Genomic DNA, 13127 nt, shown 5'->3' on the forward strand with positions numbered 1-13127 from the left:
TTACAATGTTCTGGCTGTTTTTGGTCGTATTTATGTAAAAAAACGGTCAAAAAGTGGTCAACTTGTATTTGAATTGTAATGTGTCTGTAAAATAACTGGGTGCATCTTCATGTATAATGAATGCAGAAACCAAATACGGAGGATTTTTTAATGAATAAAAAGCTTATCGCGACAATCGTAACAGTAGCTAGTTTATTTTTGGCGTTTAGTTTCTCACATGGAGCAAGTGCAAAAAAAGTAAGCGGCAATATTACTTGGTATAATGGTGTCGGTAAAAAAGGCGCAGATGGAAAAAAACTCGGTCATTGGGATGCAGCAACGAAAATGGGATTTGACGTACCGAAAAAAGGTACAAAACTAAGAGTGACAACAAAAGCGAAACCACATAAAGTGATTACAGTATATAAATATGATGTAGGTAGAATGCCAAACGCTGTATTAGACGTCAGCCCAAAAGCATTCAAAGCACTAGGGTATAAAACAAGTAAAGGTGTCGTAAAAGGACATTACACTTATTAATACATAGGCATGCAAAGAAGCGGGAAAAGTTCATTTTCTGGCTTCTTTTCTTGTAGAGAGGGTCTGAAAGGCAATGAAAAAATCAACATGGTGGATCATCACAGTCATCGGAGTCGTAGTGATTGCGGCCGTCATTTTCTTTATGATGAAGCCGGGGCAAGAGACGAAGCATGCGGGAAAAGTGAAAACAAATCAGGATGCAAAGGACGAATTACTCGTTTCATTTACAGATCAACAGTTAAACAATACGTATTATCTGCATGACCGGGCGCTTCATACGGAGAAACTAACAGCCTATCCTTCGATTGCTTATGATTCTACGAAACAGCTTTTATATTACACGTATACGGATGAGGACACGCAAAAAGTGAGTATTCGAGAACTGAATGTAAAAAAGAATGAAGAAAAAACGCTTTTTACGAGTGATGATTCCATCGACAGTATGAGGCTATCTGGAGACGGGAAACAGTTATATCTTAGATATAATAAGGATTCTGGGGAACAATTTTATGTCGCTATGTTTGATGTAAACACACACAAAGTGAAGGTATTATATCCAGAGAAAAGTAAGGATGACACGGTGAGTTCTTTTGCTTATGATCCGGCGTCAAACCTTCTGGCAATCCAGCATTATTCCTTAAAAGAAGATTTCAAGAAAACCGATGAAGCGAATGAAAAGGGAAGAGACCCTGAACCAACAACCATGAAGATTACCCTTCAAAAAGGCGCAAAGGGGAAGCGAATTGCACGCATTTCGCAAACGATCAATGATATTTCATTTTCACCAGATCATAAGACATTGATTTATACAGAAGTGAAGGTGCGAAACGAAAAAGAAGTATCCTCTATTAAAATGCTTGATGTAGAAACAGGGAAAACAACGACACTCATTAAGAACAGTGAGAATGTGCATATTTTAAGTGCCGCACAGCCGCAATTTTCTACGGACGGGTCTTCTGTTTATTTCTTAGGTGTTGCTAAAAACGCAAAGGAATTAAAGGATGATACAGGGCGTAAAGCAAAGGTAAGAACAATATTTGAATACAATATCAAGAAGAAAACAGTGGATGCCGCTTGGGAGAAGGATGGCGGAATCGTTAACAATTTCACTGTCAATCGATAAAAGGTACGTCCAGTTATTTTGATATAACTGGACGTTTTTTTATTTTACCGTTTGACATGTTGCAGAAATTAAGGAATTTATGTATGAGAAATCAGTTTTTAAAGTGGGAAACGTGTGGTATTTTCATATTTTGCTTATGTGACAGAGGAAAGGAAAGAGAGTAATATGAATGAGCATAAAAAAACGAGAGGACAGATGGCTTCTCGTTTTCACTGATTTATTTGGTGTTATTGTCTAATAAGTTTTGAAAAATAAACAAGGCATTAATGGAGTGAGGGAATCCAGCAACTTTTGTACAGTGCTTAATAATCTCCATGATCTCTATGACAGAAAGTCCGATATGTAATGCTTGTTCAAAATGAGTCTTTAATTCTTCATCACTATCGCCTTTTGTAATGAGGGCAGATAATGTGATGATGGCCTTTTGTTTTTCATCTAAAATGAAGTGGTTGAATTCTTTTTGTTCACCGAGTTCAATTGTTAGCTGTTCAATATTTGACCGAATGCTCTCGTTTTTCTGAATTGAAAGCTCCTCTATGTTACCTGCCGCTGTTTCTTGTGTGATCTGGCAAGTCTCTTTTTCTTCATTCAAATTGAACTCCTCCGTTTTTTATCGCAATTTTCCATATGTTCGTTCATTGTGGTAAATGTGCCTTATGATAGATGCAATAGGTATATAGTAGTATTATCGGTTTGATGCGCCAACTTTTTAAGTGGTGAATGTACAAATAAATGTCATTTTGAGTCATGCATTGTTTTATTTTAGAATGATTCAATGAAAAGGAAGGAAAGGGCTAATATATTGTTGTCTGTTAGCCCTTTGCAATGATTTACTCAATACATGTGTTTACGCATGTGATGGGAGATCGGTTTCATGTTACTAAATAATATCCATCGGCCGCATCATGTCATAATCTTCGTGCTCTAATATATGACAATGCCACACATACCTGCCGCTGTATGGAACAAAGCGAGCAATGATCCGAATGACTTCACCGGCATGTGCTTGAATGGTGTCCTTGTAGCCTTGTTCGTGTAAAGGAGGGGCTTCGTTCGGTCCTGTATACACAATGTCCCCTGTCGATTGATAGATCTCTGTATCAAATGGTCTTCTGTCTATCACCCTAAATTGAACAAGATGTAAATGAATAGGATGTGTACCCCTTGTTGGATTGACGATGGACCAAAGCTCTACACTGCCAAGCCGAGGGTTTTCCGTGACAGGGTCATTCCAAAAATGGTTATCAAGCAATAAAATGGGGCGACCGTATTTATCCTGTGTACCGGTAAGAGTGAGCGTGCGCTCTTTATCAGCTCGACTAGGCCGAAGTGGTGGGAGTGGTTTGAAAATAGGCCGTAATGTTTTAGGTGCTCTTCCTTTTAACGGACGTGTGACTTTAAATTGCATAATGTTCGCATCTGTTTCAGGATTCACTTCCTGACCGCAGCCGGCTTTATTTTTAAGGATAATCGTTTTGTTTTCATAAGCTGAAAAATCGATGATGACATCAAATCGCTCAGCCGGAGCAATGCTAAAGGATTGATGGTGAACAGGTCTTGGTAAAAAGCCGCCATCAGATCCAATTTGCAAAATCGTCGCATCGTTGTCTAGATGCAGCTCGTAAGTTCTTGTATTAGACGCATTTAAAATACGAAAACGGTATTTTCGTGGCTCCACTTCTAAATATGGCCATACTTTGCCATTGACCAAAATGGTTTCTCCGCAAAAGAAGGGCACGATAGACGGATCTGGTAGATCGCTGTCTTCTGGCGTGTTGTTTGGTCTGCTTGGATAAAACAGCGCGCCATCCTCTTGAAACGTACGGTCCATAATCATTAGCGGAATATCATACTCATCCTTCGGTAATTCTAGCGATTTTTCAAACGCATCTGAGATCAAATAAAATCCAGCTAATCCGGCGTACACATTTAATCGTGTCAATGCCATCGCATGATCGTGATACCACAATGTGCAGGCTTGCTGATGATTTGGGTATTCGTACACCTCCCGTTCAAAGAAGGGGCCGGTTGCTTCAAAGTCTCGTGAAAACCAAGCCTCTGGATAGCCGTCACTGCTTGCTGGTGTGACGCCACCATGTAAATGAACGACGGTTTTGACTTCTGGTTCATCATGATGGCCTTCGTGAATGGTGTGATCGACCGGTAGAAAATGCTTAAGTGGCAATTTGTTCATCCATTTCACTTTGACCTTTTCATTTCGATTCGCATGAATGGTTGGACCAGGCAAACTGCCATTATAGGTCCATAGCTTGGTTGGGGGGAGGTCTCTATGAACTTTTAGAAATACCTCCTCCATAGTGATTTCATAATACGTTTGTCTTGGGTTCTTTTTGACGGGCTCCGCAACTTCTGGAATTGGTAGCTCGTCAACAAATTTTTCTAGGTTCATGTTATCTAATCCTCACTTAAAATCCAATTTGATACAGTATAAGTGCGGACATGAAAATAGGTGAATAAAATAAAAAACCCGCTTTTCAGCGGGGACATTACGGATGTTTATTTTCAAGCGCTGCATTTGCAGGCACTTTTTTATTCGGTTTAAAGATGAAATAAGCGGCAAGCACACTGAAGGTAATGATACTCGTCAAAATGAGCTGTGGTCTCATTGATTCAATAAACAGCATGGATGCCAAGATGGCGCAAATGACCAAAATGGTAAAGTACGTGAGATATGGGAACAGCCACATTTTGATTTTGAGCTGTTCTGGATTTTCTTTTTCGATTTTACGGCGCATTCTTAATTGTGAAACAGCAATGACCAAGTACACAAGAAGGGCAATCGCGCCGGATGCATTGACTAAGAACAAAAAGATGGTTTCAGGATAAAAGTAGTTCATCATGACGGCGATATAGGAAAAGAAGGTGCCTGCAACTGTAGCCGCTACAGGAACGCCACGTTTGCTGATTTTCATAAAGCGTTTCGGTGCTTCGCCTCTTTCTGCCAATGAATAAAGCATTCTGGAGGTGGTGTATAATCCGGAGTTTAAGCAAGATAGAACGGCTGTTAAAACAATGACGTTCATGACTTGAGCTGCTGATGGGACGCCGATGTATTCTAATACCGCAACGAACGGGCTTGTTAAAATACTTGCTGAATTCCACGGAAGCAAGGTCACAACGACAGCGATAGAACCGACATAAAACACGATGATACGCCATACAACAGAGCGGGTAGCTGTTGTTACAGACTTGACCGGGTCTGCTGATTCTCCGGCCGCTATTGCCACAATCTCGGTTCCCATGAAGGAAAAGATGACGACGACAATTCCGAGTAAAACAGAGCTGAATCCATTTGGAAGGAAACCCCCGTTCCCCGTTAAATTGGAAAGACCTACAGTATGATGACCACCAAAACCAAAGATAAATGCAAAACCGATGAGTAGAAAGAGAATGATGCTGACGACTTTGATTAATGAGAACCAATATTCAAATTCGCCAAAAGATTTAACAGAAAAGATATTTGTTAATGTTAAGAGGATAGTGAGGATAAGACTTGTGAGCCAAACAGGTGCATCTCCATACCAATACTGAATAATGGCAGCACCGGCAATGGCTTCGATGGCGATAACGATCACCCAGAAGAACCAATAAAGCCAGCCAATTGTAAAACCGGCCCATGGACCGATGGCATCGCTCGCATATTGTGAGAAGGAACCGCTTGTCGGATAGGCGCATGCCATTTCCCCAAGCATTCTCATAATAAAGATCACGAGAAGTCCGGCAAAAGAATAGGAAAGAATGGATCCAGGCCCTGCAGAATGAATGACAGCGCCGCTACCAACAAATAGCCCTGCGCCAATAACCCCAGCAATGGAGATCATGGAAATATGTCTTGTTTTAAGATTTTTTTGAAGACCGTTTGTCATGTTGGACATGTCTTTACCTCCAAACATTTCTCCTTATAGAGAATTTGTTTTTAGAATATTTTAAATTTTATCATACTGAATTGTCATTCAGCATTGGACAGGTTATCAAACTGACATTTCAAACCTCTTAACATGATGTTAAAAAGTATAAAGGATTTGAGAGATTATGTTCCCTCTTTTTCCTCTGTTCATTCTTAAAAATAGCATAAGATCGGATGAAGAGAAGTTGTGTCTTAAAATAAAATTATTCTGAAATTTTACTAGTAAGAGTGAACTTGCCCATATGATCCTCACAGAGTGAATGAGGAAAAGGTTGATGGGAGTAGGTCTTGAGGTCAATTGACCTTGTAAAAATAAGTTTACTTAGGTCAACACATTTCTATGTATCCTATTTTGCTGACACAAGCGAATCATGTTGCTGTAGACCCACACGGGCTTTGCTTTGTAAGATAAATAATAGAAAAGTGATGTGTGAGGAGGCGCGGTTCGACATGGAGCGCTATAACGAATTAAGACAAGGTGAAACAGGTGCTTGGGTCAGCATCATTGCCTATGTGATCTTATCTGCAGTGAAACTTCTGATTGGGTATACGTTTCATTCAGAGGCTCTTTCGGCAGATGGATTGAATAATACGACGGATATTATTGCATCCCTTGCAGTGTTGATTGGACTTCGTATTTCTCAAAAGCCGCCTGATGAAGATCATCCATACGGTCATTTTAGAGCAGAGAACATTGCGTCTCTTGTGGCGTCCTTTATTATGATGCTTGTTGGACTTCAGGTTTTACTGAGCGCAGGTCAGTCGCTCTTCTCATCTGAGCATCAAACGCCTGATATGATCGCAGCTTGGACGGCAGCAGGAAGTGCTGTGGTGATGTATGGTGTGTATATTTACAACCGCAATCTGTCCAAACGGATCAATAGCCAGGCTCTTCATGCAGCAGCAGCTGATAATAAATCAGATGCGTATGTGAGCATCGGAACATTTGTAGGGATTATCGCCTCTCAATTTCAGCTGGCATGGATTGATACGCTTGCAGCGTTTGTCATTGGCCTCATTATTTGTAAAACGGCATGGGAGATTTTCAGAGATGCTTCTCATTCGTTAACGGACGGTTTTCATATAAAAGATATGTCCAAATATAAAGAGACCATTGAAGCAACACCTGGGGTGGGCGATTTGAAAGATATTAAGGCACGCTATCTCGGAAGCACGGTCCATGTGGATGTAGTAGTGGAGGTCGAGCCGCACTTGAACATAGCAGAAAGTCATGATATTGCAGATGAGATTGAACGTAGAATGAAGAAGGAACATGATATTTTACACTCTCATGTTCATATGGAGCCAGCAGGTGAGCCAAAAGAACAGAAGAAGTCTTTTCCATCGTGAGAAGGCTTCTTTTTTTCACGTGTTGATGTTTTATGCAAATGCGCGTTGTATGGTAAAGTTAGACTATATGAAATTTAACGGAAACGTGATAGGAGGATCAGGATGGCATTTGATGAACCAATGCATTCAGATTTACAAAAAATCGTAGATAACATCAATAAAGTCATGGTTGGGAAGAAAGACATTGCGATATTAAGCCTTGTTGCGATTTTGGCGAAGGGGCATGTGCTACTAGAGGATGTGCCTGGTGTTGGGAAGACGATGATGGTTCGTGCTTTGGCAAAATCGATTGGCTGTGAGTTTAAGCGAATTCAATTCACTCCTGACCTTTTGCCATCTGATGTAACAGGTGTGTCGATTTATAATAAAAAAACGAATGAATTTGAATTTAGGCAAGGCCCCATTATGGGACAGATCATTTTGGCTGATGAGATCAACCGTACCTCTCCAAAAACACAGTCTGCATTGCTCGAAGCGATGGAGGAAGGCAGTGTCACAGTGGACGGAGAAACAATGCTGCTTGCTGATCCTTTTTTCGTCATGGCTACGCAGAATCCAGTGGAATATGAAGGGACTTATCCGCTACCAGAAGCGCAAATGGACCGTTTTTTATTCAAGCTACAAATGGGGTATCCGACCATGCTAGAGGAGCTGGAGGTACTCAACTTGCAGGAAAAACAGTCCCCAATTGATACGCTCCAAGCAGTGATGACAAAGGATCATATCCATGCGTTGCAGCAAGCGGTTCAGACCATTCATGTGGATGCATCCATTAAAGAATATATTGTGGAAATTGCACAAGCGACGCGTCAGCATCCATCTGTCTATCTAGGTGTGAGTCCAAGGGGATCGATCGCCCTTATGAAAGCGGCTCAGGCATATGCACTGTTGAACAGGCGAGATTATGTGATTCCTGATGATGTACAGTATTTGGCGTCTTATACATTACCGCATCGAATGATTTTGACATCAGAAGCGACGTATGAAGGGAAGAAGGCGGAGACACTGCTGCGACAAATGCTTGAACAAATTGGCGTGCCAGTTCAAAAGTCGATGACTCAATGAAATTAGGTCATCGTTTCGCTTTTTCATTATGGTTACGGGTGATGATGCTCATCATCCTCACTGCGGCAGTTTTTTGTTATGCCATGTTTCAGGGAGGGTTTGTGAGTTGGTTCCTTTTTTATGCATTTTTACCATATGCGTTGTATGCTTTGCTGTTTGCGCTCGTGCCGCTGAGAGTGACAGCGAAAAGGACTTTACAACAAACCCGCTTGAAGGCGGGAGACGTGCTGTCCGTTGACCTTGAAATCAAGCGGACAAATCCATTTCCATACGTTTACGTCTTGATTGAGGATGATCCTCCAGACTCCTTTCATTTAAAAGAACAAATTGAAATGAAGCAAATGCTGTTTCCTTGGTTTCAGAAAACGTGGCGTTTTTCCTATCAATTGAATGATGTCATGCGCGGAGAACATCATTTGTCAGCGGTTCGAATCAAAACAGGGGATATGTTTGGTTTTGTGGAGAAAGAAGTCATCATCCCGTTAGAAAAAAAGTTGCTTGTTTATCCGAAAATGCTCGATCTTCAGGTTGAGTCTGCTGAGTCATTGAATGAAAATGGAGGCAAAGCGGTTCACTCTTGGTTAAATGAACCGACCCATGTGACAACAGGTGTAAGGGAATACCAGCAAGGAGACCGTTTTGCATGGGTGGACTGGAAGACGACAGCTAGAAGAGGCCAGCTGATGACGAAGGAATTTGAACAGAATCAAACAAAGGATCTTGTCGTTTTTGCTGATTTTACAGATGAAGCGGCATTTGAGACCGTCGTTTCAATTACAGCTTCAGTTCTCCAATTTGCAGTGAAAAAAGGAGTTCCGGCAGGCCTTGTCCCACTTGGTGATCAGCATGCCTTTCGAGTGGACCAAGGAGAATCTCATTTGCAGGACATGCTTTATTTTTTAACAAGGGTGCAGCATCATCCTTCTCGCACACCTGAATATAAAGCGTTCGCAGCGAGTAAGTACCAATACGCTGGAAAATATGTCGTTACGGGTCATCTACATGAAGAGCTTGCTGAGAGCCTCTTTGGAAATCGGAATAGAAAGAACATCACTGTTCTTTTAGTGAAGAGAGCCGTGGATCGATACACGGCAAAAGAAAAACAGCTTGTAGGCCGGCTTAAGGCATCGGGAATACGCACGACCGTTTTATTTGAAGACCGTCTGCACGAAAGAACTGTGAGGTGACAAACATTTATGCTGCATACGCATCAGCGGCAAAGCCGTTTTGAGTTGTTCATCTATTATGCTGTAGCATTTCTGCTGCTTTGGGAGTGGCTTCGACCGCTTCAAGATTTTACAGAGACGAGTCATACGTCTTATTTCATCATTTTTATAGGGCTTACATGTTTGTTTACATTCTTTCGTTTGAAGTGGTATGTGACGTTTCCTATTTGTACTGGCTTGATTTTGCTCGCCTTATATTTGATCTTTTATCAAGCAGAGCCAAGCTATCCGGCTGCATTATTTGGTGATATTAAAGATAATATCACCTTCATGAGCACAGGCATGTGGAGTGACATGTATCCCTCCTTCCGCACATTATTGTTTTATATTTTGCTATGGCTTCTTGTTTACTTGCTTCATTATTGGGTGGTCTATCAGCAGCGTATCTTTTTCTTTTTACTCATGACGATTGTATATGTCACGATTCTGGATACGTTTACGCCGTATGATGCAACCTTTGCGATCATTCGCATTATGGTGTTTGGTTTTTGTTTGCTTGGGTTGCTGTACTTCGATCGACTGCGTTCGGCTGAAGGCATTCGGGTATCACAGAAGGCGCGTCTAAAGTGGTTTTTGCCTATGCTGGCACTCGTTCTTCTGTCAGCAACACTCGGCGCTTCTTTACCAAAGTCTGATCCGAAATGGCCTGATCCAGTCCCGTTTTTTAAGGCGGTGACGAATCAAGATGGCTCTGCCGGACAGAATAAGGTGGGATATAGTACAGATGATTCATCGCTTGGCGGACCGTTTAGTGAGGACCAAACACCGGTCTTTAAATGGAGCGGAAAGGAGCCGTCCTACTTTCGTGTCGAAACAAAAAGTATCTACACCGGAAAGGGCTGGGAGGACGCTTCAAATGATGCGAAGCCTACTCGGCTAAAAGAGGACAGTATACCGAATCGTTGGTTTACTGAGCGTGTAAAAACAGAGATGCACGAAACGAGAATCGATATGGAATCGAATTATCGTTTCAATCATGCCGTCTATCCGATTGGGACGATCATGCTGACGCCAATGGATAACATTCCGATGCAAATGATGGGGAAAACGGAGAAAATTGTCCCGTCCATTCAAAATCCGCCGAAAAATTTAGGGAACTACCAAGTCACCTTTTTGTCTCCTACATTTATCCTTGAGGATTTGCAGAAAATCAAAGTACCGACAAAGAAGCAGGTCAATCAGGAGGTTGGCCGTGAATATTTGCAGCTTCCTTCCTCATTGCCAGAGCGAGTGAAAACATTGGCAAATAGCTTAACGGAAACGAAGGATAATATGTACGATAAGGCTAAAGCGATTGAGGATTACTTAGGGTCTGCGAAATTTTCATATGAAACGCAAAATGTCGCTGTGCCTAGTCGTCAAGAAGATTATGTGGATCAGTTTTTGTTTGATACGATGATCGGCTACTGTGATAATTTTTCAACCTCGATGATTGTGCTGCTTCGTTCGATTGGGATTCCGGCGAGATGGGTGAAAGGCTATACGTCAGGTCAATTATATGAAACACAGATGGATGGAAACAATGTGTATGAAGTGACCAATAATAATGCGCATTCATGGGTAGAAGTGTATTTTCCAAACAGAGGCTGGGTAACCTTCGAACCGACAAAAGGATTTACGAACCCAGAGACCTTTACAAATGAGTCGGCTTCAAGTGATCAAACAGATGATGATCAAAAGGAAGAAGATCAATCTAACTCTGATGCAAGCCAAGATCAGCGAGCAGAACAGCCGCAGCAGCAGGAGACAGCGCAGCCGGCTGAATCAAAGAAACAAGCAGTGCAAGCGAAGCCTAATATGGTACATGTTGGTTCAATCTTAGGTTTCACAGCAGGAGCTATGATCCTTCTAGGATTGATAAGCTGGATGCTTTATCGATTCAGAGCAAGATGGCTACCATTCTTTATTGTAAGAAAGGTGAAACGTCTGCCAGAGGAGGAAGTATTCTTCTATGCGTATGCTGCGCTATTAAAGCAACTAAAGCGCAGGGGAATTGAGAAAAAACCTGGCATGACGCTAAGAGAGTTCGCCTCTTTGATCGATGACAAGGATGGAGATCATCAGATGTCAGAGCTGACGCAGCTCTATGAGCGCGCACTCTATCGACGAGAGGATGCGTCGATGCTTTGGGGGCAATCGGCAAAGTTATGGGAAAATTTAATAAACAGGAGATAGTCTTGACCCCGTACCTTCCTGTTGTTAGAATAGGTGAATATTAAAACCTTCTAAAATACATGAAATTGAAGCGTTCGGATGTGAGTCTGGGCGCTTCAAAAGCGTGATTCACACTGAGAGCAGGTTTTCTCCTCTCATTTTTTCTGTGCGTTTATAAAAAACTATATTGGACATAGAGGTGACACCATGACAAATTTAGTAAATGAAATGATTTTGGTTCTAGATTTCGGCAGTCAGTACAATCAGTTGATCACACGCCGTATTCGTGAATTTGGTGTGTACAGTGAGCTTCATCCGCACACTTTAACTGCTGAAGAAATTAAAGAAATGGCGCCTAAAGGAATCATCCTTTCTGGCGGACCAAACAGTGTTTATGATGAAGGATCTTTCCGCTGTGATGAAAAGATTTTTGATCTAGACATTCCGGTTCTAGGCATTTGCTACGGCATGCAGCTCATGACTCACTATTTAGGCGGGAAAGTAGAAGCGGCAAGCCAGCGTGAATACGGAAAAGCGGATATCCACATTAATGGAACGCCTGCTTTATTTAAAGACCTTCCGACTGATCAAGTCGTTTGGATGAGCCATGGTGACCTCGTTGTTGAAGTACCAGAAGGCTTTACAGTTGATGCAACAAGTGCACATTGTCCAAACTCAGCGATGAGCTTAGCTGAGAAAAATTTCTATGGCGTTCAGTTCCACCCAGAGGTTCGTCACTCTGAGTACGGAAATGACCTATTGAAAAACTTTGTCTTCGGCGTGTGTGAATGCGATGGCAAATGGTCAATGGAGAATTTCATTGAAATCGAAATGCAGAAAATCCGTGAAACAGTAGGGGACAAACAAGTACTGTGCGCACTAAGCGGCGGTGTGGATTCATCTGTTGTGGCGGTATTGATCCACAAAGCCATCGGTGATCAGCTGACATGTATTTTCGTTGACCACGGTCTTCTTCGCAAAGGCGAAGCAGAAGGGGTTATGAAGACATTTAGCGAAGGTTTCAACATGAACGTGATTAAAGTAGATGCAAAAGATCGTTTCTTAAACAAGCTAAAAGGTGTGTCTGATCCTGAGCAAAAACGTAAAATCATCGGTAACGAATTCATCTATGTATTCGATGATGAATCGGACAAGCTAAAAGGAATCGACTATTTAGCACAAGGAACACTCTACACAGATATCATTGAGAGCGGAACAGCAACGGCACAAACAATCAAATCTCACCACAACGTAGGTGGTCTTCCAGAAGACATGCAGTTCGAATTGATTGAGCCACTCAACACGCTATTCAAGGATGAAGTCCGTGCCCTAGGTTCAGAGCTTGGTATTCCTGATGACATCGTCTGGAGACAGCCATTCCCAGGTCCAGGACTAGGTATCCGTGTACTAGGTGAAATTTCTGAAGAAAAACTAGAAATCGTCCGTGAATCGGATGCAATTCTACGCGAAGAAATTGCCAACTTCGGCCTTGAGCGCGACATCTGGCAATACTTCACGGTTCTCCCAGACATCCGCAGCGTAGGTGTCATGGGTGACGCAAGAACATACGACTACACAATCGGCATCCGTGCTGTTACTTCGATTGATGGGATGACGAGTGACTGGGCAAGAATCCCTTGGGATGTCCTTGAAAAGATCTCAACTCGTATCGTCAATGAAGTGAAGCATGTGAACCGCGTGGTGTATGATATTACGAGTAAGCCGCCTGCTACGATTGAGTGGGAATAGTTATAATAGAGCT

The 13127-nt window shown here is 42.1% G+C and carries 10 protein-coding genes; 7 read left to right on the forward strand and 3 right to left on the reverse strand.

The features are described 5' to 3' along the window. The first annotated feature begins 150 nt into the window (after window positions 1-150). Together MHI35_RS02920 and MHI35_RS02925 are read left to right on the forward strand one after the other, a co-directional pair. Window positions 151-519, forward strand: coding sequence for an RlpA-like double-psi beta-barrel domain-containing protein (locus MHI35_RS02920; protein WP_003213878.1), 369 nt, complete (start codon window positions 151-153; stop codon window positions 517-519). A 73-nt stretch (window positions 520-592) separates the two neighbouring features. Beyond that, the gene (locus MHI35_RS02925) at window positions 593-1642 is read left to right on the forward strand and encodes a hypothetical protein (protein ID WP_211063810.1); all 1050 of its coding nucleotides are present in this window, start codon (window positions 593-595) and stop codon (window positions 1640-1642) included. A 217-nt stretch (window positions 1643-1859) separates the two neighbouring features. Here MHI35_RS02925 and MHI35_RS02930 read toward each other — a convergent pair whose 3' ends face one another. The 3 genes from MHI35_RS02930 to gabP all read right to left on the reverse strand — a co-directional run bounded on the left by MHI35_RS02930 (window position 1860) and on the right by gabP (window position 5538). After that, complete coding sequence (locus MHI35_RS02930; RefSeq protein WP_211063809.1) at window positions 1860-2234, reverse strand: carboxymuconolactone decarboxylase family protein; 375 nt, start codon at window positions 2232-2234, stop codon at window positions 1860-1862. A gap of 288 nt (window positions 2235-2522) precedes the next feature. Beyond that, window positions 2523-4052, reverse strand: a complete 1530-nt coding sequence (locus MHI35_RS02935) for a multicopper oxidase family protein (RefSeq protein ID WP_211063808.1) — start codon at window positions 4050-4052, stop codon at window positions 2523-2525. 97 nt (window positions 4053-4149) lie between these two features. Next, window positions 4150-5538: a GABA permease gene (gene gabP, locus MHI35_RS02940; RefSeq protein WP_211063807.1), complete on the reverse strand. Its 1389-nt coding sequence runs from the start codon at window positions 5536-5538 to the stop codon at window positions 4150-4152. A gap of 482 nt (window positions 5539-6020) precedes the next feature. On the opposite strand from gabP, the gene MHI35_RS02945 reads away from it, so the two are divergent. The 5 genes from MHI35_RS02945 to guaA all read left to right on the forward strand — a co-directional run bounded on the left by MHI35_RS02945 (window position 6021) and on the right by guaA (window position 13114). Beyond that, window positions 6021-6920, forward strand: coding sequence for a cation diffusion facilitator family transporter (locus MHI35_RS02945; RefSeq protein ID WP_211063806.1), 900 nt, complete (start codon window positions 6021-6023; stop codon window positions 6918-6920). 102 nt (window positions 6921-7022) lie between these two features. Continuing rightward, window positions 7023-7985, forward strand: a complete 963-nt coding sequence (locus MHI35_RS02950; RefSeq protein WP_003214081.1) for an AAA family ATPase — start codon at window positions 7023-7025, stop codon at window positions 7983-7985. A gap of 101 nt (window positions 7986-8086) precedes the next feature. Continuing rightward, a complete protein-coding gene (locus tag MHI35_RS02955; protein ID WP_284553816.1) occupies window positions 8087-9172 on the forward strand; it encodes a DUF58 domain-containing protein in 1086 nt (361 codons plus the stop codon). Window positions 9173-9181: 9 nt separating this feature from the next. Beyond that, window positions 9182-11386 (forward strand): transglutaminase TgpA family protein, encoded by a 2205-nt coding sequence (locus MHI35_RS02960; protein WP_211063804.1) that lies wholly within the window; start codon window positions 9182-9184, stop codon window positions 11384-11386. Window positions 11387-11572: 186 nt separating this feature from the next. Then, a complete protein-coding gene (gene guaA, locus MHI35_RS02965) occupies window positions 11573-13114 on the forward strand; it encodes a glutamine-hydrolyzing GMP synthase (RefSeq protein WP_211063803.1) in 1542 nt (513 codons plus the stop codon). Window positions 13115-13127: the final 13 nt, after the last annotated feature.

The sequence above is a fragment of the Bacillus sp. FSL K6-3459 genome (assembly GCF_038003305.1).
Classification (GTDB): domain Bacteria; phylum Bacillota; class Bacilli; order Bacillales; family Bacillaceae; genus Bacillus; species Bacillus pumilus_O.

What these genes read in the sequence shown, in the direction of transcription:
- MHI35_RS02920 (WP_003213878.1), top strand. Translation starts at nt 151, where the DNA reads ATGAATAAAAAGCTTATCGCGACAATCGTAACAGTAGCTAGTTTATTT.
- MHI35_RS02925 (WP_211063810.1), top strand. Translation starts at nt 593, where the DNA reads ATGAAAAAATCAACATGGTGGATCATCACAGTCATCGGAGTCGTAGTG.
- MHI35_RS02935 (WP_211063808.1), bottom strand. Translation starts at nt 4,052, where the DNA reads ATGAACCTAGAAAAATTTGTTGACGAGCTACCAATTCCAGAAGTTGCG.
- gabP (WP_211063807.1), bottom strand. Translation starts at nt 5,538, where the DNA reads ATGTCCAACATGACAAACGGTCTTCAAAAAAATCTTAAAACAAGACAT.
- MHI35_RS02945 (WP_211063806.1), top strand. Translation starts at nt 6,021, where the DNA reads ATGGAGCGCTATAACGAATTAAGACAAGGTGAAACAGGTGCTTGGGTC.
- MHI35_RS02950 (WP_003214081.1), top strand. Translation starts at nt 7,023, where the DNA reads ATGGCATTTGATGAACCAATGCATTCAGATTTACAAAAAATCGTAGAT.
- MHI35_RS02960 (WP_211063804.1), top strand. Translation starts at nt 9,182, where the DNA reads ATGCTGCATACGCATCAGCGGCAAAGCCGTTTTGAGTTGTTCATCTAT.
- guaA (WP_211063803.1), top strand. Translation starts at nt 11,573, where the DNA reads ATGACAAATTTAGTAAATGAAATGATTTTGGTTCTAGATTTCGGCAGT.